Origin of the sequence: Larkinella terrae, assembly GCF_009668025.1 — a bacterium.
Lineage (GTDB): Bacteria > Bacteroidota > Bacteroidia > Cytophagales > Spirosomataceae > Larkinella > Larkinella terrae.
On the sequence record NZ_WJXZ01000007.1, the window covers coordinates 24850 to 46647 of the forward strand.

The window sequence follows — 21798 nt, forward strand, 5'->3', positions numbered from 1 at the left end:
CGGTTCGTTTATGGGTATCGGTTAACGGGGAAGTAATTTAAAATTGCAAACGCCATTGGTAATGGTGACCGTCCCCGACCAGGAACGTCGCCTTGATTTGGCGTAAAATGAATACGTGCCTTGTGAACGATAAAAGGTTACATAACCGTCCGTGCCACAGCCACCCGGCGTGCCGGTCGGTAGAAAAGAGGTTATCGCTCCCTGCAAAACATTGTCGACGTACACCTCTATATCGGTGCTGTCACCGCGGGCGTTCGTCCAGAACATGACGCTTCCGGCGACGTTGACGCCATCTACATTGATGCTGTTGGCGGCATCGTCACTCCCGACCTCGTTCTTGGCCGTCAGTTGAATGTTATAAATTCCATTGGTCCGGTATTGAACCGTGGGGTTTTCTTCGGTCGACGTTTGTCCGTCGCCAAAGTTCCACTGGTAGCGATCGGCGTGCTGGGATTTATTGGTCAGTTTATAAGCACCGGCCTTACCGGTTACGGCTTCAATACTAAAGTTGGCAATGGGTTTGGGATTGACGGTTGGCTGGCAACTAATGACAAAGATTAAAACGGCACTAATGCAGCTTAATGAGATTATTAAGTTTCTGGTGTGAGAGAATACCGGTACTGATTTTTTCATGGTTAGTTGTATCAGAGAGATTTTCGTAATGCTTTTATTTCAACCAACGGAATTTTATACATCAGGGTTAAGCCGATATAAATAAAACCGCCTATTAAAATCTGAGTTACGGTATTGATAATTCCTTCGTGCCCGACATACGTTTTATAAATGGTCAATACCACGTACATGATCAGGCAGAACAAAACCGGTTTAATGAAGTTTGCTACGAAATCCCGCAGGAAATCACCGATTAAATAATGGACAATCGCAAAGTTGATCGCGACATTAATAATAGTTGCGGTGAGAAACGCGAGTGCAATACCAGTAATGCCCCAATAGTGCGCGAACAGGTAAATGATCGGAATTTTTATAATCAGCGTTACCAGGTTCAGATAAAAGAGCAGATTCGGTTTTCCTTTTGAAAATGCCAGGGTAAAGAGCGGGTGGCTCAGGCAGCTAAACAGGCTTACAAAGACGAAAATTTTGATCAGATCGATGGTTTGTTCCCAACCGGGGCCGTAAAACAGCGGGACGAGGCTGTCGGCGGTGATGAATAAACCGGCGAGTAAGGGCAGGTTCAGGTAGCTGATCAGATCCAGAATTTGCAGGTACGATTTTTTTAACTCCGCGTTACTTTCCTTCATTTTGGCAATGAGCGGATAAGCCACCTGCAAGACAATCGGGTTTAATTTGGTCATTGGAAAAACCGCTAACTGATAGGCAATGGTATAATAGCCCAGCAGCTTAACGCCCAACATATTTCCTACAATGATATTATCGGAATTGGATTGAATAAACCCCAAAACACCGTCGCCAACATTATAAATCCCAAACTTTAGGTGCTCTTTGATCGTGCTAATATTGAAATATAGGAGAGGGACAAATAGCTTTATCCCCAATGCAATACAGAGAATGGTTCGGACGGTTTGCATGGCAAGCTGACCGAATATTAAGGACGTTTCTTCGTACCCATTGAACGCCAGTGTAATCGCAACGGCAGTTCCACTGATGGCACCCGTAATTTCAATCAAAGCAACGGATTTAAACCGCAGTTCTTTTTGCAGAATGAATAAATAAATCTGCCCGAAATAGATAATAACGAAGTAGAACGAAGCAATTTTGATGACTTTATCCAGCCGGGGTTCGTTATAAAAAGCAACGACAAGTGGTGAGCTGAAAAAGACAATGATAAAAATAGTCGTGCCCAGAATCAGGCCCATAAAATAGAGCGTCGACAGGACTTTTCGGTCGCTTTCCTGCTTGTAAATAATTGAATTGGAAAAACCGAGGTTGCTGAAAATGTAGAAAAAGTTAATAATCAGCGTGCTGACGCTCACTACCCCAAACACGGACGGTTCCAGAAGCCGGGCCAGGATCGAAACCTGCACGAATTGTAGAACCGTGGAAATAACGGTTGAAATCGTTATCCACTTGCCCCCGCTGATTGCTTTTTGCTTATTATCCATAATCGTGATACCGGCCTAAAGATTGAGGTTACGTCAGTTTGCCGTATCGAAGGGTACGTTGTTGTTCCAGCGACCGCATCGAGCGTTGCAGTTCGACCGAACTTTCGGGCTGAATGGGCCTTTCCCGGGCGTCGGCGCGGCTGGGTGCGTCGATGTAACTATTGTCAACGCGATTCAGAACGGCTAAAACCGGGTGCGAGACACTCTTCAGATACATCGCCAGCAGTTGCTTTTCCGTCCGGGCCCAGATGCTGTTCACATCGGTAATGAGCAGGGAAACCGTACTCAGGTGAAGCAGATAAACCGGGATGGGACTGGTGATGATGGCCGGTATTTCGAGCAAAATCTTGTCGTAGGCGGACGGATCGAACTTTTGACCGTTTTCAAACAAGTCCTCCAATTCGGTCAGATTCATGAAATCGGTCCGGCGGGTATACGGAAAAAACGTAATTCCTTCCTGATCGACGATCTGCTGGTCGTCGGTCAGACGCGGGTAACAGTAGGCAATACGCTGGCCCGATTCGGCATAAATACGGGCCAGACCGTTGGCCGTCCAGGTTTTTCCCTGTTTCGAGCGGACGCTGAACAGGGTGATCACCGGCGGATAACTACGGGTCAATCCAATTTTGGCCAGCTCGATATTGATGGCGCTGCAGAGCTGCTCGAACATGCTGAAGGCCGTCCGACCGGCAACGGAATCCATCGTGAACTTCCGAACTGTTGGGAAAAGCGCGGCAACCGGCCGACCAATCATCGCTTCAGCTTGCTCCGGCGAACTGATCCGGCGGTCGAACCAATACCGGCAAGCAGCCAGTAGCAACGCCAGGAAGATGCCGACGGCTCCGCCCAGACCTACGAACAACCATCTTTTCGATTCGGCCGTTGCCGGAAAACCGGGCGGGTCCAGTACCGTCAGCGCCCCATCCACCAGAATATCCTGACGGCGGGTCGTAGCCTGATTCAGACTCTGAACGGCGGCCAGGTATTCTTTTTCGGCAATGCCCAACTCCCGGTTTAGCTGGCGGAGCTGCGATTCCAGCGGGCTGTATTGCCGCGTTTTAGTATCGTAATCTTCGATCTGTTTTTTAGAAACTTCCAGGCGGGCGGCCGATTCTTCAAATTCGATTACTTTGGTCAGCCACTCGTTGATCAACAACTGCTGCGGAATGGCATCGGGGGAATCCGTAGCCGCGTAATATTTGCTGGCGATGGTCTTCATCTCCTCCGAAATCTGATTGACGCGGGCTTTTAAGCGGTCGATCGTGGCTTTTGGTTGGCCGTATGCCTGTCCGTTGATCAACTGGTTTTCGGCTTCCGTCAAAGCCGCCTGCTTGGCTTTCATTTCGGAGCTGACGGTCAGGAGCGTACCCCGCTGACCCAACCGCCGGCTTAATACATCGACTGCGGCTTTGGCGGCCTTATTCTTCATCAACTCCTGGTTGTATTCGTTGGAAATGACTTCCTTTGAATCCGCCATATTTTTTGATTCTTCCCGAAAATCAAGCACTTTATACTGGATACTGAATGCCTGAATCCGGGATTCGGCATCGTCCAGTTTCTTCTTGGCCTTCCTGAATTCCTCGTTGTAATAATTGACAACGGTATTGGTTTCGGTGGTTTTGAGCGCGATATACCGTTTGTTCAGAATGTCGATGGCCAGGCTGATGATTTTCTGGGCGATAGCCGGATCTTCCGATTCGTATTCCAGGTCCAGCATGTCGCTCGAATTCTTGCGGCTGGCCTTTAACTTCTTGGAAATAACGCCCGGACTGTAGTCTGATTCCGGTTTAGTGATCAGTTTTTTAATCGGATTGTCGCCCTCCATCATCAACAGGCTGTCAATTTTGGCAGGCAAACGGGCCGGGTCTTTGATCAGTGAAAGCCGTAAGTTCTCAGGAACCGCTTTCCGGAGTTTCTGAAAACCGGGTTCCGACAAAACAGTGAGTTTGGGGGCTTCCAGCGGCAGGTGCAGCGCCAGCAGGCTGGTTCCGATCTGCCGCATCGTTTCCTGCGAATTCAGTGTCGTTAATAAATTTTCGAAAGAAGCCGCCGAATGATCGATGTAACCGTTCTGATTATCAGTCAGCAACGAATAGCCAGACGCCAGACCTGTATAGAGAGTAGCCTGTGATTTATAAACTTTAGGCATATCCTGCGTCAGAAAGAAAACCGTTATGGCGGTAATACAGGGGAGCAGAATAAACCAGAGTGCATGTTGCTTTAAAAGTCGCAGTAGAACCCGGGGTGTCATACGATTGGCTTAATTACGTTTTAACCGCTGGAGGGGCACACCCACCATAGCTTCGAGATAATAGATATTTTTCATCAATTCGCCTTTGGCCGACTCGGTAATCGACTTGACCTGGGCGTAACTGTTGTTGGCACTGGCCAGCGCGCGCGGTTCTATTTTCCCCTGCTGCATTTCGGCTTCGGCCACCCGATAGGCGGTGAGCGCCGATTGTTCATCCTGAATCCGGACCGCCAGAACCCGCTGGGCGGTCAGCATGTCCTGATAAACCGTGATCAGGTCGCGCTTCAATTCCATCGCGACGGATTCCTTTTTTTGCATGGCTGCCTGATAATTCGCGCGGTTTAGCCGCAGCAGTTGGCGACGCCCGAAAATGTCGAACAAACTCAGGTTTACGTTCACGCCCGCCCGATAGCCATTGGCGATTTGCCCCAGCAGGTCAGAGGTGTAGGAATTGGAGGAGAAAATAGCCTGATTACCCATCGAATAGTTGACAAACCCGTTCGCATTCTGCAGAATCTGGAGCTTGGCAACCTTATAGGCGGCATTCAGTGACACCGCCGTTTCGTTTTCTAATTTGATCAATGGTGAGTGGGCGACCGCCAGATCGTATATATCATCGAACGGCAGCAACTGGCCTGACAGATCCTGGCTGACGTCAAGTCCGATGCTGTTATCCGGCACCGTTACGGGTTGGGTGGTTGAAACCGGTTTGGATACAGCTGGCTTCTGGGCATAGCTTCGCTCAGCCCAAAAAAGTAAATAACAAGACAAGAATAAGATGGTTCGGCTGGTTGGTATCCTAAATCCGTAGACGCTCTTTATCATTTTTTAAAACCAGACAAATAGGTCAGTCATAGTACTACAAATAGCAAAGGAGTAGCAAAAACAATACCACTCTCACGGATGCGTTTACCCCATCGGATGGATGCTTAATAGGTTAAACTGTTGGTATATAGCGTAATATGGTGAGATTCACTCGTTCAGATGTTTAAGAATCTTCAATAAATTTTATTTTTAACCAACTTTTAAAAATGGTTAAATTGATTTTAATCTAAAATTCCGACTTTTTAAGTAACTCCCTTATTTTGAAATTTAAGCATAGTATTTGCTTTTAGTGTACCGAAATTTCCTAATACTGCTGTTTTTTATCAGACAAATAGGTTGTAGGTGCCGGGAGCAGGTACCGAATGAATACGCGATTCAAAATTTATATAAGCCAGCGATCGAATGAACTTCGTTATTACGTCCCGTCAGCCCTGGGAGGAAAAGAATTTAGGGAGCAATATCCGGGATATGGCCCGGAGCTTATCCAAAGAGCATCAGGTTCTTTTCATCAACGATCCGTTGGACTGGTCGTCGCTGTTTGCCAAAAAATCCCCCCGTGTGCAGCAGCGGAATTCTTTCATCGAGCAGTACAAAGGCGACCGGCTGGTTCAGGCGGAGAAAAATCTCTGGGTGCTGAGTCCGCAGCGTTTATTGACGTCCATCAATTGGTTGCCCGATATGGTGGTGTACGATTGGCTGAACCGCTATAATGGCAATGTCATTGCCGCCGAAATCAAAGCCGCCGTTCAGCAATTGAACTGGAAATCATTCATTTTGCTGAATGACAACGACATGCTTCAGGGATTTTATCTCAAAGAATTGCTGAAGCCCAAAGCCGCTGTTTATTACCTGCGGGACAATTTTCTGGCGGTCGATTACTGGAAGCGGCACGGTGAGCGTCTCGAACCCAAGCTGATGAGCAAGGTTGATCTGGTGGCCAGCAATTCCATTTACCTGGCCAATCAGGCGGCCCGCTACAATCCGAATTCGGTGTACGTCGGCCAGGGCTGCGATTTGTCGCTGTTTGACCCAAACCGCGTTGGCGAGGTTCCGGCGGATATGGCCGTGCTTCCCAAACCGATCGTGGGCTACGCCGGTGCGTTGACCGGCCTTCGGCTGGACGTGGATCTGATTGAAACCGTGGCGCTCCGGCGACCCGACTGGCAGATTGTGCTCATCGGATCAACCGACGATTCCTTTCAGAAAGAACGGCTTGAAGCCATTCCGAACATTAAATTCCTCGGTTCCAAGCCTTCTCACCAGATTCCGGCCTACGTGGCCGGGATGGATGTGTTGATCAACCCGCAGAAACTGAACGAAGTAACGATCGGGAATTACCCGCGCAAGATCGATGAATACCTGGCGATGGGAAAACCGGTGGTTGCCCTCAAAACGGAAACCATGTCGTTGTTTGCGAAACACGTTTATCTGGCCGAAAATCCCGATCAGTTCATTGCCGGTATTGACGACGCCCTCAACGGGCGACAGCTTTCAACGGCCGAAGAACGCATTGCGTTTGCCCTTGAACATACCTGGGAAAACTCGCTGGGTCTGATGATCGATGCCATCGACCGCCTGATTGCGAAGCAACCCCAAACGGCCTAACCAAACGTATCCGATGAATTTGAAAGCCTACGTCGACAGTCGTCCCGGTTTTAAAAAGTTTATCCACTGGCTGCTGATTCCCCGGCACGAAGCCCGGCCCCGCCGGTGGGTGAGCTGGTTTGTCAACCCCTTCATTCACAAGCGCCACGGGACTTCCAAAATCCGCTCGTCCGTGCGGATGGATGTCCTGCCGTTTAGCGGTTTTTCGTTGGGAGCACACAGCATCGTCGAAGCGTTTGGGGTCATCAACAACGGCGTCGGGAGTGTGACCATCGGCGATAATTGCACGGTCGGAATCGGGTCGGTGGTGATTGGTCCGGTGCAAATCGCGAATGATGTGATTATTGCCCAGCACGTCGTCATGTCGGGCCTGAATCACCGTTACGAAGACGTCAAGATGTCAATTCGGGAGCAGCCCGTCACCACCCGCCCGATCGTGATTGAGGAAGAATGCTGGATCGGGGCCAATGTGGTCATTACCGCGGGCGTTACCATCGGACGGCATTCCGTCGTGGCTGCGGGGAGCGTGGTTACCCGCGACGTACCGGCTTATTCGGTCGTTGGCGGCAACCCCACCCGGATTTTGAAACAATACGATCCGGCATCCAACACCTGGGTAAAACCCGCGACCAGTCCGGCCCCAAAACCGGTCGAAGTCCCGGAGTAAAACCGCTTATAAATTGAGTTTCTTCAGCTCATCCACGGCGTGGGCGCAGGCGCGGGCGGTCAGCGCCATGTAAGTCAGCGACGGATTCTGGCAGGCCGAGGAAGTCATGCAACTGCCGTCCGTTATGTAAACGTTTTTGACATCGTGCATCTGATTGAAGCCGTTGAGCACAGACGTTTTCGGGTCGTGGCCCATCCGGGCGGTGCCCATTTCGTGCACGGCTGAACCGGGAGTCAGATCGTAGTAAAATTGCTGAACGTTGCGAAAACCGGCCTGCGTGAGCATTTCCCCGGCACTTTCTTTAATATCCTTCCGCATATTAATCTCGTTTTCGCGGTACTCAAAATTAACCCGCACCAGCGGCAGTCCCCACTGATCGGTTTGTTTGTCGTCCAGAGAAACCCGGTTGTCGTCGTACGGCAGCGTTTCGCCCCAGGCCCCAATAAAAATGGTCCACGGCCCCGGCTGGGCCAGTTTGGCTTTGAAGTCGGCACCAAAACCGCCCTCTAATTTGTAGCGATCCGACCATTCTGCCCGTTCGCCGTCGCCCTGATAGGCAAACCCCCGGCGGTAATCCGGACGTTGCGTCTGGGCGTTGATGTTCCGGAAACGCGGCACGTAAAAACCGATCGGCCGCCGTCCGGCATAATACTGATCGCCAAAATCGGCGTGTTCGCCCATGGCCCCGCCCATCATGAAATGGTCCATGAGGTTGTGCCCGATCTGTCCGCTCGTATTGCCCAAACCGTTCGGAAACCGCCGGGAAGTTGAATTCAACAAAATCGCCGTGGTGGCAATGGTGGAGGCATTCAGGAAAATAATCCGGGCAAAATAATCGGTCACCTGTTTGGTATGCGCGTCGATAACGCGGACGCCGGTGGCCCGGTTGGTTTTTTCGTCCAGCAACACCTCCGTAACGATGGAGTCGGGGCGCAGCGTCAGGTTCCCCGTGGCGGCTGCCGCTGGCAAGGTGGCTGAATTACTGCTGAAATAACCGCCGTATGGACACCCCCGGCTGCATAAATTACGGTATTGGCACGGCCCGCGACCGTTCCAGCCCCGCGTCAGGTTAGCAGTTCGGGCGATGGTCACCAGCCGGTCTTTATAATTCTGACGGACTTTCTTCGCAAAATGGGTTTCGATGCAGTTCAATTCCATCGGCGGCAGAAACTGCCCGTCGGGAAGGTGCGAAAGTCCTTCGGCCTGACCGCTGATACCCACAAATTTCTCGACGTAACCATACCAGGGCGCCAGGTCTTTATACCGGATGGGCCAGTCGACAGCGATGCCCTCTTTGGCATTGGCTTCAAAATCGAGATCGCTCAGGCGGTAACATTGCCGTCCCCAGGTAAGTGAGCGGCCGCCCACCTGATAGCCCCGAATCCAGGAAAACGGTTTTTCCTGAATATACGGATGTTCGCGGTCGTTGACGAAAAACTGTTTGGTGTCCTCGCTGTACGCCGAACAACTGCTCTGCACCGGATTTTCGGCCTGGTCTTTCAAATTGCCGGTGAGCCGGTTCGGAAATTCCCAGGGGCTTTTCATGGCCGTGGGGTAGTCGGTAATGTGTTCCACATGGCGACCCCGTTCCAGCACCAGGGTTTTCAAGCCTCTTTCGCACAGTTCTTTTGCCGACCAGCCACCGCTGATGCCGGAACCGACCACAATGGCATCGAACGTGTGTTCCTTTTTGCCTTTTGTATTGATAAAAACGGGATTCATAACGTTGAGAGGGTTATTTGGTAGCCCAGGATTTCTGGCCGGGAGCGAGCGGAATGCATCCCGCAAAACGTCCGGGTACGAGTTCGTAGGCCAATCCCCGCGTCATGCCCATCTCCGAAGTGCAGTAGCCGATGCAGGTATATTCTTTTAAAATGGTAAAAAAGGAGCTGCCCACCAGTTTTCGTTCCACCTTTCCGGGCAGTCCGCTGAGCGGTTTTCCCTGTTCTTCAAAATGCCGCATAACCTCGTTTTGCTGCTCCTTGCTGCATTGCGCATACGGTTTTCCGAGCGTATCCCGGGAATAGGACTCAACGTCTTTCAGGCCATTGATGAAGCGGTTTTGACTCACAACCGGCGTATTTTCAATGATCATTTTCCGGATAAAATCCGGTACACCGGCTTCGATGGCGCCGGGCGTGTCGGTCTTGGGCAGGATGGTTTCGGCCAGGGCATCCAGCAGGGCCTTCTGTTCATTTAAAAAAGCGATGTCCGGTTCCTTACGCCAGGAAAACCACTTGAAGCCACCAAAGGCAGCAACGCTACTACCCACCAAAGCGATGCCCCAAAGAGCCCGGCGACGTTTCATAACTCGGTTAGATTGGTTTGTGGTTTAAACTAACAGACGGCTTTGAATCAGGCCAGCGCTGGTTCGGGCTCGGGCTTTTTAGCGGGCTTGTCCCAGCGTTCGCAGGAGGTAAACAGAACCGTACTGACAAATATGATAGTCCCGGTCGGAAACTGGCCCAGAACCGGATTGGAATAGCCCATGACCATGATGCCCACGTATTCGCACAGGAAAACCCGCATCACCATGAGCGTCCAGGGGTCCCTGAGTTTTAGCACTTTGCGGACACCAATTCCCGCAATCGCCACCAGCATTGCGACGTAAATCCAGACGCCCACAATCCCGGTTTCAATCCAGAGTTCAACGTACCAGCTATCCGGAGCAATCTGGGACGCAAAATGCCAGGGAGAATACCGGACGCCCACGCTCTCGGAAGTGCCCAAACCGGCCCCGAACGGCAGCCGTTTCATCAATCGGGACAGCTTTTCCTGATTTTGAAGGCGGAGAATGAAGGACGGATCTTCCAGGGGCCGGACGGCCGTGCGCATGCGCTGAATCTGGTAGTTTCCGCTGCCGATTTCCGTGAATTTCAGAATCACAAACAAGGGAACGGCCACGGCCGCGCCGAGTACCAGTTTGGTGACGTCCCGCTTCAAAACCAGGTAGAACGGAAAGCCCGCCAGAATGACGAAAAGAGCGCTGCGGGTTCCGGAAACCGCAAAACCCCAGAAATAGACCAGCATCAGAAAGAAATAGAACAGCTTGTAAAGCAGTCTTTTCTCTTCGAGCGCCAGAATGAGGGCAACCAGCGTAATACCGGCCATTTCCGCGCCAAACTGAGCGGCATCGGAATAGAACGAAAAGCTGCGAAGGTGGCCAAACAGCAGGTGGGTTTTGGCTCCTACGGTATTCATCCAGATTTGTTCGGCATTGGTTAAGCCGAGGTATTGCTGTTTGAACGACCATAACGCGGCCAGAAACGACCAGAAAAGCCAGGTAACGAGCAGGTATTGAATGTCACCTTTTCGAATCGGATTGACCAGAATGATGCAGGCGGCAAAAATCCACTGCATGGAAAACGGCCGGATGTGAAAAAACCAGGCCGGGCGATAGGGCGCTTCCGGGTTGAAGTATTCCAGACAGGTGTAAACAAACCAGAAACCCACCAGGTACATAATGGGATGCCTGAGCTTACTCCATTGCATTCGTTTACTGTTCAGAAGCAGGCTTAGCATGGTGAGGGCCAGAACGCCATCGACCATCATCCCGAATGGCAGACTGAGGGGCAGAAACCGGGCAAAAACGTTGACCAGAAAGCTGACCTGAATATAAACCAGAAAGCCCACACGCGGCTCTGAAAGCACGCCCGCCAGGATAACCAGCCCCATTGGTACAACAACGACCAGGGCCGCCCCCACGATTTCATGCGTGCCGATGGCGTAACCGGCAACGACCGCGCAGATCGTTCCAATGAGGCTAAAAAGCCAGAACCGGTTTTGCAATCGAAAAGATGGGAGGGCAACAGAATCGAGCATTAGATAACAGCGGGTAAACAGTCAGCATATATCGTACAAGCTGTTGCTGCAAAAACCCGGCCAATTAACGCTCTAAATGCGGGTTTTATGGGTAAGGGATAATTAATGATTCGATAAATGCAAAATTGTAAAAATTATATTTTAAGGGTAAACTGCACATAAGCCAGGATTGCCGCCGTATAATCAATATACTTAGTTTTTATACTTAAAAAGCAGAAATAATTTACACATTTCTTGTTTTCACTCTTATATTTGTCTCAATGTTTGATAATTAAGTAATGCTAATTAAGAAAGTGGGGCTGGAAATCGGAATTAGCCAAATTTTGTACAATTGTTGAAAGAAAAATTGGCTTTTTTAGAGGGTTATTCGGTTAGTAACTTAATGATCAGAAAGAAATACGTGTTGTTTTAATAGCATGACATTTGGAGGTAAACGAGTAATTATTACTAATTTTTATAAAAAATTTCTATTTTCTCTGTTCTATCCTCATTTTTTACCGTAGATTGAATACAACCATGAAAAGCCCAAAGTTAAATTTACTCATTGCGGAGCAAAATCCATTTTTAGCGGGTATCCTTCAGCAAACACTTTCTTCAGAATTTAATGTAAAAATCGCGACCAACGGCATCGAAGCTGTCGAGTTTATCGAACAGGGAAAGAAACCGGACCTGGTTATCACGGAGTTGAATCTGCACCATTTTGACGGGATCGACCTGATTCGGCTGCTTCGTGGAAGCCAGCGCTACAAAAATATCCCCATCTTGGCGCTTTCCGGAACGCTGAACAGTACGCTCCGGATCCAGTCGTTGGAAATGGGGGCCGATGATTGTGTGGCCAAACCGTTTAATCCGCTTGAAATAAAAGCCCGCGTAATGGCATTGATCCGGCGGACTGCATTTAACGGCCACCGCATGATTGCCTGATGCCGTCCATTCTTCCTGTCACTATTTAATTGTTTGCGATTACCAGACTACCGTCTAAACCGTTCGACTCATCATTTATGCCCTTGCGTGTCGGGGCATAAATGATGAAAATTCACTAAATATTTAGAGTTCGGCATATTTTGCCAACAGATGAAGCTCTGGCACTTATTTTGTCGTAGTATAAATACCTCACCTACTTCTATTTGTCGGACAAAAAAGTGTGCCTTTTACCAACGTGATGACCTTTGAACCTCCACTTAAGTTTTTATGAACGTTACATCTATTATTGAAATTTTAGTAGCCATTTGCGTACTAATGGTATTTTATACGTATCTGGGTTATGGGATTGTGGTATGGGGAATGGTGGTGTTCAAACGAATTTTTGTTAAATACAATACGCCGGTATTAAAAGAGGAGTTTTGCCCCGAGGTGACGCTGGTCGTACCGGCTTTCAATGAAATTGCCTACATAAAAGATAAGGTCAAAAACTGTCTGGATCAGGATTATCCCGCAACCAGGCTGCACCTGATGTTTGTCGACGACGGTTCGACGGACGGAACGGGTGAGTACCTGGATCAGGTTGAAGCGACATCGTCCCGCATCACGGTGGTGAGAGGAGGGAAGCGAATGGGCAAAATCGGGGCCATCAACAACGCGATGGGTCAGGTTCATACGCCCATTACGGTTTTTTCGGATGCCAATGCCAATCTGAATCTGTCGGCGGTTAGCAACATGGTTCGCCATTACCAGGATGAAAAAGTGGGCGCGGTGGCCGGTGAAAAACGGATTCTGACCGCCGAAGCGGATTCGGCGGCTGGCAGCGGAGAAGGTATCTACTGGAAGTACGAGTCGTTTTTGAAAAAAATGGATTCCGAACTTCATTCCATCGTGGGAGCCGACGGCGCGCTTTTCTCCATCCGTACGAACTTGTACGAAACCGTTGCTACTAACACCTTATTGGACGATTTTATTATTTCCCTCCAGATTGCGGGCAAAGGATTCCGGGTGATTTATGAGCCGGATGCCTACGCCATGGAAAGTCCGTCGTTTTCGGTCGGCGACGAGAAGAAGCGGAAAGTTCGGATTGCGGCCGGTGGTTTTCAGGCTATTAGCCGGTTGACGTACCTGCTCAATATCCTCAAATACGGTATTCTTAGCTTTCAGTATATCTCCCACCGGGTGCTGCGTTGGGCCGTAACGCCCTTTTGCCTGCCGCTGATCTGGCTGCTGAACGTTGTGATTTTTTTAAGTCACCTGGAAGCGCAGTCGCCAACCCAGACCCTGGTTTTCTGGGGTGGACTTCTGATCGCGCAAACCATCTTCTACGCCTTTGCTTACCTCGGTTATTTACTGGAAAACCGGAAAATGCGCTGGAAAATCGCCTTTGTGCCGTATTACTTCGTGTTCATGAACTGGTGCGTTATTCTGGGCTTTATCCGGTATTTAAAACAAAACGAATCCGGCATTTGGGAAAAAGCGCGCCGGGCAGCTTAAGAACTTTGGTATAGAAAATGCTATGTTACTAATGAAAGATAATTAGTTAACATTCATATGGAACTGTTCGGGCTGGGAGTATTTTTTTTGGTTGGGTCATACCTGCTTTTTAATGTTGGTTACCTGCTTATTTCGGCGGTAGCGGCCCATTTCGGCGGAAAGGATGACGAACCGCCGACGAAACAGCCCCGGCAGGTGCGGAAGATTGCCGTTTTGATTCCGGCTTACAAAGAAGATACCGTCATTCTGGATTCCGTTCAGGCCAATCTGCAACAGAATTACCCCACTGCTTCATACGATCTCTTCGTTATTGCTGATTCGTTCAAGCCCCAGACGCTCGAGCGATTGGCCGAACTACCCATCAAAGTCATCGTGGTGAGTTTCGAACAGTCGACCGTTCAGAAATCGATTACGCAGGCCCTGCTGCAATTACCCCGGAATGTCTACGACATCGTTTTAATCTCTGACGCCGACAATCACATGGCTCCCGATTACCTGCAACGCATCAACCTGGCTTTCGACAGCGGCTGGCGGGCGGTTCAGGGGCATCGGGTCGCGAAAAACACAAACACGAGTGTAGCGGTTTTTGACGCGATGAACGAAGAAGTGAACAACAATCTGTTCCGGCGCGGTCAGCGGGCGCTGGGCTTGTCGGCTTCGCTGATTGGCTCGGGAATGGCGTTCGAACCCGAAACGATGAAGCGGCTGATGACCCAAATTCAGTCGGTCGGCGGGTACGACAAGGAACTGGAAATGCTCCTGCTCGGCGAAGGAATTCGCATTGCCTACCTGAATGATGCGTTGATTTACGACGAGAAAGTCCAGAATCTGGAGGTATTCGAACGGCAGCGCACTCGCTGGATTGCGGCCCAGGTGCATTTCGTCAAGCTCTATTCTGGCGTCGGGGTTCGGCATTTACTGAGAGGGAACACACACGCTTTCAATGCGTTTCTGAAATCCCTACTCATTCCGCGCGTCCTGTTTCTGGCGCTCCTGTCCTTTGGCTTTCTGGTGGGGCTGGTCGTTGGCTACCGACCGGTTTGGGAGTTCTTCGGCGTATTGCTCGGAACCCTGCTGTTCAGCCTGCTGATCTCGATTCCCGGTTATTTGTGGCAGAAAATTTCGATGAAAGACGTGCTGACGTTCCCGCTCCTGGTTTTCCGCATGATCCGTTCCCTGCTGAAGATAAAAGCCGCCGGCAAGAAATTCCTGCATACGCCCCACGGGGAAACAACGGTTGCAAAAGAAAATTGAGTTATTTCGCGGAGTTGAGCGGAGAAAAAAAAGAGTTAAGCAGAGTTTTTTATATTTCTCCGCTTAACTCCTTTTCCTTTGCGTATCTCCGCGAAATAACCCTCAAAAACTTATAAATTCATCTTCTTCATTTCCTTCACTGCGTAATCCGCAGCCCGGGCCGTCAAGGCCATGTAGGTCAGCGACGGGTTTTGGGTCGAGGTCGAAGTCATGCTCGCACCATCGGTCACGAACACATTTTTGCAGTGGTGCAACTGGCTCCATTTGTTGAGCATCGACGTTTTCGGATCTTTGCCCATCCGGACTCCCCCCATTTCGTGAATATCTATGCCCGGATTGCGGTTTTCATCGCGAACGCGGAGATTCTTGAAACCGGCTGCCGTGAACATTTCCATCATCTGCTCCTGGTAATCCTTGACCATCTTATCGTCATTGTCGTCATAGGCAACGGAAAACCGTATTTGCGGAATGCCGAACGGGTCTTTCAGGTCTTTGTCCAGAGCCACGAAGTTCGTCACTTTCGGAATGGTTTCACCCATCATGTGCGAATTGACGCTCCAGCCGCCCAGCGTCGGATTGGCGAGGCTGTTCTTCAGATCCACCCCAAAACCGTCCTGATTCGTCCGGGACATGCGGTTGGCCGAAAAACCGGCCGCGTAACCCCGCAGAAAGTCGGTTTCCTGTTTAAAGACGTTACGGAACCGCGGAATATACGGCCCGTTTGGCCGCCGTCCTTCCGTCGTCGAATCCAGAAAACCGTCGTATTCGCCCGAAATGCCTGCCCGGTAATTGTGGAATGCTACGTATTTTCCCAACACGCCACTGTCGTTCCCCAAACCGTTCGGAAACCGGTTCGAAGTCGAGTTCAGCAGCACCAGGTTCGTATTCATCGCTGCGGCATTCACGAAAATGATCCGCGCGTAAAATTCGATCATTTGCTTCGTCGTCGCATCGATGACACGTACGCCGGTGGCCTTGCCCTTTTTCTCGTCGTAAATAATCGAGTGAACCACCGAATGGGGCCGCAGGGTCAGCTTACCGGTTTTGGCCGCCCATGGGAGCGTCGAAGCGTTGCTGCTGAAATAACCACCGAATGGACAGCCGCGCACGCAGATGTTCCGGTGCTGGCATTTCGCCCGGCCCTGCTGCAGGTGAATCGGCTGCGGCTGGGTAATGTGAGCGGCCCGGCCCATGATGACGGGACGATCCTTGTATTTGGCCGCCATTTGCTGGCTGAAATATTTTTCGACGCAGTTCCATTCGTGCGGAGGCAGAAACTCACCGTCCGGTAATTGGGGCAGCCCGTCCTTGTTGCCCGTAATCCCGGCAAACTTTTCGACGTGGCTGTACCAGGGCGCGATGTCTGCGTAGCCGATGGGCCATTCAACGGCGAAACCGTCGCGGGCCGGGCCGTCGAAGTCAAACTGGCTCCAGCGTTGGGTCTGGCGGGCCCACAACAGGGATTTTCCGCCGACCTGATAGCCGCGAATCCAGTCGAACGGTTTTTCCTGAACGTAAGGGTGTTCAGCGTCTTTTACAAAAAAATGGGCCGAAGCCTCGTGGAACGCGTAACATTTTCCGACAATCGGATTCTCCTGCCGGATCGCCAGCGGAAGTTGCCCCCGGTGTTCCATTTCCCAGGTGTTGAGCATGGTGGTCGGGTAGTCAACGACGTGTTTGACGTCGCGGCCGCGTTCCAGCACCAGGGTCCGTAATCCTTTCTCTGTCAATTCTTTCGCAGCCCAGCCGCCACTGATTCCCGATCCGATCACGATGGCATCGTAGGTAGTTGCTTTTACTGCATCGATTGCAAAATTTGCCATATCTGTTCGGGCTGCTATTTATTTTGTTGATTTTTTGAGGTCGAATTTTTGGCCACCACAGGCACGCATCCGTGGTAGCGACCCGGGACGAACTCGTAGTGTATGATGTTGTTCATGACGTATTCCGAAGTCATGTAGCCCTGGATGGTCATACCTTTCACCATCGAAAAGAATCCTTTCTGATCCGGTTCCGTGGATTGACTTACGGTTTTGAGCAACTCCGTTTTTTGGGTGGCATCGAGCGACGCGAACGACTTACTGAAGGTTTTCTGGGCGAGCGCTTCCACCGCCGTCAGGCCTTTGGTCAGGTTTTCCTGCGCCGACGGTTCCAGGCAATCCGTTACGATTTTCTGGATAAACGTGTGAACGCCCAGCGCTTTCGCGCCCGGTGTGTCGGTGGCCGGAATGATGACTTCCACGACTTCGGCCAGGAGCGCATCGGCATTCGGAGCCAGAAGCGACGGCCCTGACGGAATGCCTGCCCGGTTCCAGCCGCTTGCCCAGCCCGGCAGACTCACCAGTCCCCCAACGGCCACCGCCAAACTTTGTAATGCTTTTCGTCTTTCCACGAGGTGATTTGTTAGAATTGGGTTTAGTTTTTAGATCTAGTTTTCGGTATTCCGTTTGCGGTTTTCGCCGGGCCAACGTTTCGGTGGCTAACCCGTTTTCTCGATTCAACATTCTGTATTCGCTATTCGATAGTATAAAATGAACGCGTCTAACACCGAAAATGGAAAACCGTATACCAAAAAGGAAAGTGAGATTGGATTTTACCTACAAAAAACGGGATGGATAATCTAACAAATATAATTAAAAAGTACGATGGGATAGGACAATTGGGAGAGAACTTGTTCGGGAAACGCAAAATGGAAGGAAACAAAAAAGACCTGCCATTGCTGACAGGTCCGTATCCCCACAAGTGGAACGAAACTATTGACCCTGTTTGACCGGGTGAACTTCAGCCGGAATCAGTCCGTGGGCTTCTTTGTGCGTGTTGATGACCGAGTTGGCATCTTTGGCTTCCGAGAGGCAAATTACCGTGCCGGTTTCTTCGTCCACCCAGTAATTGATAAAGTTGACGTTGTATTTGCCCTGAACCGCCAGGTCCTTGGCGTGTGCTTCCGCAACGGCTTTGGCCGTTACGTTGCCCGGTCCCAGTTCGTGAATGTCCAGAAACAGGGTTGAATTGGCACCCATCGCCGATTCGTGGCCGGTGCTGACAGGCTGGACCTTGGCCGGAACCAGTCCGTGCGCATCCCGGTGGGTTTTGTAAACCGAGGCCGAATCCGGTGACTCCGAAAGGCAGTAGACTTTACCGGCGGCTTCGTCTACCCAGAATTTAATAAAATTAACGTCGTATTTACCCTGCGTGGCCAGATCCTTTTTATGGGCTTCCATCACGGCTTCGAACGTCACCTTGCCCGGTTCGAGGTTATGCACGTCCAGAAAAAGATATTTCTTTGGAGATGAATCCACTTCGTTGGCGGATTTTTGGCAGGAGAACGAAACAAGGCTCAACGCGATCAATAGTAGGTTTACTGTTTTCATTTTTTTGTTGGTTAATTGTATAGCCGCCATTTATTGCGGCTGTACGAGTGTGTATTGCATTTTTGCGTTACAAAGTTCTCGCTTTCAGCCGTTCTGAAAATCACCGAAAACCGTGATTTGCTGTCCCTGAGTTCCGTGATTTTTGACCTGTATACTGTTCTTGTCTCTCATTTTCAAGGTTTTGCGGCCTGTTGTAACCGCTCGTTGGCCGAAGTCTTTTATATTTTCGGGACCAGCGTTTCGTTTCAATCGCTTTTGTTCTAATTTCAGACCTTCCGAAAATGAACAATTGATAATCAGACAGAATCCGGCTTAATCTATGAAGCGCACTCCTTCTTCTTCCTCGTCGAAACAAAACCGTCGGCGCTTCATGAAAGCGCAACTGGCCTTTGGTTTGGGCGCCCTTTCAACCGCCGGTAAGCTGTCGTTAGACGATGATTCGATGAGCAATCCACCGGTTTTATCCGCTGCCGACTTACTCAAACACTATCAGAGTTGCCTGGGCGGGCCCTTTCCGAAACCGTCGTCCCTGCTTCCCCAGCTCCGGGAAACGATTCGAAAAGACGGTTATCGCATTGAGTCGCTGACGTACGAAACGGAACCGAATAACCGGGTACCGGCCCTGTTATTGATTCCGGATTCGGCAACGGCCAGTCGCCCGGCACCGGGCATTGCGGTCTGGCATCAACATAACGGCGAGTACCACCTGGGCAAATCCGAACCGGCCGGGCTGGCCGGAAATCCCATGCACTACACCGCCGTGGCGCTGGTGCGCGAGGGCTACGTAGTGCTCTGCCCCGATGCGCTTTGTTTCGAGGAACGGCAGGACCCGACCGGAAAGCTGAAAAAAGGCGATTTTGAGCGGTTTGAGTTTCTGCGCGAAGTGGTGCGGGGCCGCAGCATGGCCTGGAAAAATGTGCTGGAAATGCGCCGGGCCATCGATTATTTGTCCGGTCGTCCGGAAGTAATCGCCAGTCAGCTAGGTTGTTACGGCCATTCGATGGGTTCCACGCATTCGTGGCTGGTGGGACCGCTGGAGCCCCGGCTGAAGTGCATTGTCGGCAACTGCTGCCTGCCGAGCTATGCCGCCATCGAACACGAACATTTGCTGCACTGCTTTCCCAACTTCGTGCCCGGCTGGCATCAGTTTGGCGATACGCCCGACATCGCGGCCCTCATTGCTCCGCGCGCCCTGCACCTGAACTTTGGCGAGCAGGATTCCGGTTCGCCGATTGATTTTGTGCGCAAAAGTCTGCCCCGCATTGAGGCAGCGTATAAAAAGGCGGGTGCAGCGGGCAATTTTACCTCATTTATTGAAGCCGGGCAGGCCCACGTACTCTCCGAAGCAATGTGGCAGCGGGTGAAGGAAACTTTTGCGCGGCATCTGAAGTTCTCCTGATCGTAGCGAACACATAAACTATGGATTTACTGGAATTAATCCGCAAACCCTGGCCGTGGTACGTGGCCGGGCCGTTGATTGGGCTCACAGTGCCCGCGTTGCTCCTGGTCGGCAACAAATCATTCGGTATTTCGTCGTCGCTCCGGCACATCTGTGCGGCCTGCGTCCCGGCCGGACTGCCGTTTTTTAAGTACAACTGGCGGGACGGGATCTGGAACCTGGTTTTTGTAACCGGAATTCTGATCGGCGGTTTTCTGACGGTTCAGTTTCTGGATAATCCGAACGACATGGAGATTGCTCCCCAAACCGTTGCCGATCTCAAAGCGCTGGGCGTCAACAGCTTTTCGGGACTGATGCCGTCGGATATTTTCAGTGTCGCCAATTTGTTCAACCTGAAAGGCTTTATCTTTTTTGTCGTGGGCGGTTTTCTGGTGGGCTTCGGAACGCGCATGGCCGGAGGCTGCACATCGGGCCACTCCATCATGGGAATTTCCAACCTGCAAGGACCGTCGGTGGTGGCCACCTGCTGTTTTATGGCGGGCGGTTTTGCCATGACACACCTGTTTTTACCTTACATCATGCAATTGTTCTAAACCCGATTCCAACCATGGAAACCAAATTTGTACCGGGGCCAACGATCGTCGAGGAAACCGGTAATGACATGAAACGGCCGGAAGGGCTGGCCGGAAATCTGAAATACGGTATTCTTGGAATTCTGTTTGGGATCGTCTTTGTCAAAGCCGAAATCGTCTCCTGGTTCCGGATTCAGGAAATGTTCCGGCTGCAAAGTTTTCACATGTACGGCGTCATCGGCTCGGCCATCGCCGTGGCCATGCTGTCCGTCTGGATCATCAAACGGTTCAAAATCAAAACCATAGCGGGCGAAGACGTGGTGTTTCATACCAAAACGTTCCGACCCGGGCAGGTCTACGGCGGTTTGTTGTTCGGCCTGGGCTGGGCCCTGACCGGCGCTTGTCCCGGCCCGTTATTTGCCCAAATTGGGGCTGGTTACGTGGTCGTGATTGTAACGCTCCTGAGCGCCATTGCCGGAACCTGGGTTTACGGTTACTTCCGGGATAAACTGGCCCCGCGTTAAACCACCGCGTTCTTGTTGTACCTCGCCCGGTATTCCAGGGGCGACAGGCCGGTAATTTTCCGGAATACTTCCCGAAACGCTTTCACATCCGAATAGCCCACCTCGTACATCACTTCGTTCACAATTTTGCGACTGGTTTCGAGGGCTTTCTTGGCCGACTCGATTTTGACCCGTTGCGAATATTCGATGGGCGTATTTCCGGTGGCTTTGATAAACCGCCGGTCGAAGTTCCGGCGACCGACCGAAAACCGGGCTGACAAATCTTCTACCGATATTTTTTCATCCAGTTTACTTTCAATGTACGACTGCGCCTGCATCACCATGTCATCGCCGTGTAACTTCTGGCCGTTGAAGATGGCGAACGCCGACTGGCTGTTCCGGTCTATTTCGATCTGAAAGATTTTGGAGCAGTAAATGGCGGTTTGCCGGTCGTAGTATTTCTCCACGAGGTAGATCATCAGGTTCAGGAATGAATAGGCACCCCCGTTCGTATAAATGCCATTTTCGTCCGTAATCAGTTGATCGGCTTGCAGATGTACCCGGGGATACTGATTTCGGAACGTATCCGCAGCGGACCAGTGCGTCGAGCAGTTCTTCCCATCCAGCAAACCGGATGACGCCAGCAAAAAGGCCCCGGTACACATGCTGGCCAGTTCGGCTCCATGTTTATACTGGTTTTTGATCCAGTCGATCAGCAGTTGATTTCCTTTCACGGCTTTTTGGTGGCTCCGGTCCAGCGAAGGAATAATGATGAGATCGGTTTTGGTAATTGCCGAAATGTGAACCTGGGCTTTCACGGTAAACAAACCGCCGTAAACTTCCGCCTTATCGGAAATTCCGGCCAGCGCGACGGTGAACAACTCCTTTTTGCCGGTTTCCTGCCAGTAGTCATTGGCGCGGGAAATGACCTCGTAAGCCCCAACAATACAGGCGATGGTGCTCAGGTTGCTCTGTCCGTCTGGAACGATGATCGTCAGATGTTTCATCGGCTTTTTTTCTCAAAGATAGA

General features: G+C 50.9%; 19 protein-coding genes. 8 read left to right on the forward strand and 11 right to left on the reverse strand.

Annotation, left to right across the window (positions count from 1 at the left end; all coding sequences use genetic code 11):
• Nucleotides 1–21: 21 nt before the first annotated feature.
• From GJJ30_RS12985 to GJJ30_RS13000, 4 genes are read right to left on the reverse strand one after another with little or no spacing between them, the layout of a single operon-like run.
• The gene (locus GJJ30_RS12985; RefSeq protein WP_154175595.1) at nucleotides 22–633 is read right to left on the reverse strand and encodes a PKD domain-containing protein; all 612 of its coding nucleotides are present in this window, start codon (nucleotides 631–633) and stop codon (nucleotides 22–24) included.
• A gap of 11 nt (nucleotides 634–644) precedes the next feature.
• Nucleotides 645–2081, reverse strand: a complete 1437-nt coding sequence (locus tag GJJ30_RS12990; RefSeq protein WP_154175596.1) for an MOP flippase family protein — start codon at nucleotides 2079–2081, stop codon at nucleotides 645–647.
• A 28-nt stretch (nucleotides 2082–2109) separates the two neighbouring features.
• Entirely contained in the window at nucleotides 2110–4332 is a 2223-nt protein-coding gene (locus GJJ30_RS12995) for a GumC family protein (protein WP_154175597.1), read from the reverse strand.
• Between the two features lie 9 nt (nucleotides 4333–4341).
• Nucleotides 4342–5103 (reverse strand): TolC family protein, encoded by a 762-nt coding sequence (locus tag GJJ30_RS13000; protein WP_229313108.1) that lies wholly within the window; start codon nucleotides 5101–5103, stop codon nucleotides 4342–4344.
• Between the two features lie 456 nt (nucleotides 5104–5559).
• Between GJJ30_RS13000 and GJJ30_RS13005 the strand changes: the two genes are divergently transcribed.
• Both GJJ30_RS13005 and GJJ30_RS13010 read left to right on the forward strand, forming a co-directional pair.
• Nucleotides 5560–6762, forward strand: coding sequence for a glycosyltransferase (locus tag GJJ30_RS13005; RefSeq protein ID WP_154175599.1), 1203 nt, complete (start codon nucleotides 5560–5562; stop codon nucleotides 6760–6762).
• Between the two features lie 13 nt (nucleotides 6763–6775).
• Nucleotides 6776–7429, forward strand: coding sequence for an acyltransferase (locus GJJ30_RS13010; protein WP_154175600.1), 654 nt, complete (start codon nucleotides 6776–6778; stop codon nucleotides 7427–7429).
• 6 nt (nucleotides 7430–7435) lie between these two features.
• Here GJJ30_RS13010 and GJJ30_RS13015 read toward each other — a convergent pair whose 3' ends face one another.
• Genes GJJ30_RS13015 through GJJ30_RS13025 form a run of 3 tightly spaced genes read right to left on the reverse strand, consistent with a single transcriptional unit; the run spans nucleotide 7436 to nucleotide 11251 of the window.
• Nucleotides 7436–9151, reverse strand: coding sequence for a GMC oxidoreductase (locus GJJ30_RS13015; RefSeq protein WP_154175601.1), 1716 nt, complete (start codon nucleotides 9149–9151; stop codon nucleotides 7436–7438).
• A 13-nt stretch (nucleotides 9152–9164) separates the two neighbouring features.
• Nucleotides 9165–9737, reverse strand: coding sequence for a gluconate 2-dehydrogenase subunit 3 family protein (locus tag GJJ30_RS13020; RefSeq protein ID WP_154175602.1), 573 nt, complete (start codon nucleotides 9735–9737; stop codon nucleotides 9165–9167).
• A 47-nt stretch (nucleotides 9738–9784) separates the two neighbouring features.
• Nucleotides 9785–11251: an O-antigen ligase family protein gene (locus GJJ30_RS13025; protein ID WP_154175603.1), complete on the reverse strand. Its 1467-nt coding sequence runs from the start codon at nucleotides 11249–11251 to the stop codon at nucleotides 9785–9787.
• A 516-nt stretch (nucleotides 11252–11767) separates the two neighbouring features.
• Here GJJ30_RS13025 and GJJ30_RS13030 point away from each other — a divergent pair.
• The 3 genes from GJJ30_RS13030 to GJJ30_RS13040 all read left to right on the forward strand — a co-directional run bounded on the left by GJJ30_RS13030 (nucleotide 11768) and on the right by GJJ30_RS13040 (nucleotide 14923).
• Nucleotides 11768–12175 carry a response regulator transcription factor gene (locus GJJ30_RS13030; protein WP_154175604.1) on the forward strand — a complete coding sequence of 136 codons (408 nt, stop codon included), beginning with the start codon at nucleotides 11768–11770 and terminating at the stop codon, nucleotides 12173–12175.
• 267 nt (nucleotides 12176–12442) lie between these two features.
• Nucleotides 12443–13669, forward strand: coding sequence for a glycosyltransferase family 2 protein (locus tag GJJ30_RS13035; RefSeq protein WP_154175605.1), 1227 nt, complete (start codon nucleotides 12443–12445; stop codon nucleotides 13667–13669).
• A gap of 57 nt (nucleotides 13670–13726) precedes the next feature.
• On the forward strand, nucleotides 13727–14923 hold the full coding sequence (locus tag GJJ30_RS13040; protein ID WP_154175606.1) for a glycosyltransferase family 2 protein: 1197 nt from the start codon (nucleotides 13727–13729) through the stop codon (nucleotides 14921–14923).
• Nucleotides 14924–15033: 110 nt separating this feature from the next.
• On the opposite strand, the gene GJJ30_RS13045 is transcribed toward GJJ30_RS13040, so the two are convergent.
• From GJJ30_RS13045 to GJJ30_RS13055, 3 genes are all read right to left on the reverse strand, one after another.
• Nucleotides 15034–16746, reverse strand: a complete 1713-nt coding sequence (locus tag GJJ30_RS13045) for a GMC oxidoreductase (RefSeq protein ID WP_154175607.1) — start codon at nucleotides 16744–16746, stop codon at nucleotides 15034–15036.
• 14 nt (nucleotides 16747–16760) lie between these two features.
• The gene (locus GJJ30_RS13050) at nucleotides 16761–17315 is read right to left on the reverse strand and encodes a gluconate 2-dehydrogenase subunit 3 family protein (RefSeq protein ID WP_310588241.1); all 555 of its coding nucleotides are present in this window, start codon (nucleotides 17313–17315) and stop codon (nucleotides 16761–16763) included.
• A gap of 361 nt (nucleotides 17316–17676) precedes the next feature.
• Nucleotides 17677–18294 carry a DUF4242 domain-containing protein gene (locus GJJ30_RS13055; RefSeq protein WP_154175608.1) on the reverse strand — a complete coding sequence of 206 codons (618 nt, stop codon included), beginning with the start codon at nucleotides 18292–18294 and terminating at the stop codon, nucleotides 17677–17679.
• Between the two features lie 319 nt (nucleotides 18295–18613).
• Here GJJ30_RS13055 and GJJ30_RS13060 point away from each other — a divergent pair, with 319 nt between their 5' ends.
• From GJJ30_RS13060 to GJJ30_RS13070, 3 genes are read left to right on the forward strand one after another with little or no spacing between them, the layout of a single operon-like run.
• Nucleotides 18614–19693: a dienelactone hydrolase family protein gene (locus tag GJJ30_RS13060; protein WP_154175609.1), complete on the forward strand. Its 1080-nt coding sequence runs from the start codon at nucleotides 18614–18616 to the stop codon at nucleotides 19691–19693.
• A gap of 20 nt (nucleotides 19694–19713) precedes the next feature.
• Nucleotides 19714–20286: a YeeE/YedE family protein gene (locus GJJ30_RS13065; protein ID WP_154175610.1), complete on the forward strand. Its 573-nt coding sequence runs from the start codon at nucleotides 19714–19716 to the stop codon at nucleotides 20284–20286.
• Between the two features lie 14 nt (nucleotides 20287–20300).
• Nucleotides 20301–20789: a YeeE/YedE family protein gene (locus tag GJJ30_RS13070; protein WP_154175611.1), complete on the forward strand. Its 489-nt coding sequence runs from the start codon at nucleotides 20301–20303 to the stop codon at nucleotides 20787–20789.
• Here the strand turns inward: GJJ30_RS13070 and GJJ30_RS13075 are convergent.
• A complete protein-coding gene (locus tag GJJ30_RS13075; protein ID WP_154175612.1) occupies nucleotides 20786–21775 on the reverse strand; it encodes a GlxA family transcriptional regulator in 990 nt (329 codons plus the stop codon). The two genes, GJJ30_RS13070 and GJJ30_RS13075, sit on opposite strands and share 4 nt — an antisense overlap.
• Between the last annotated feature and the right edge of the window lie 23 nt (nucleotides 21776–21798).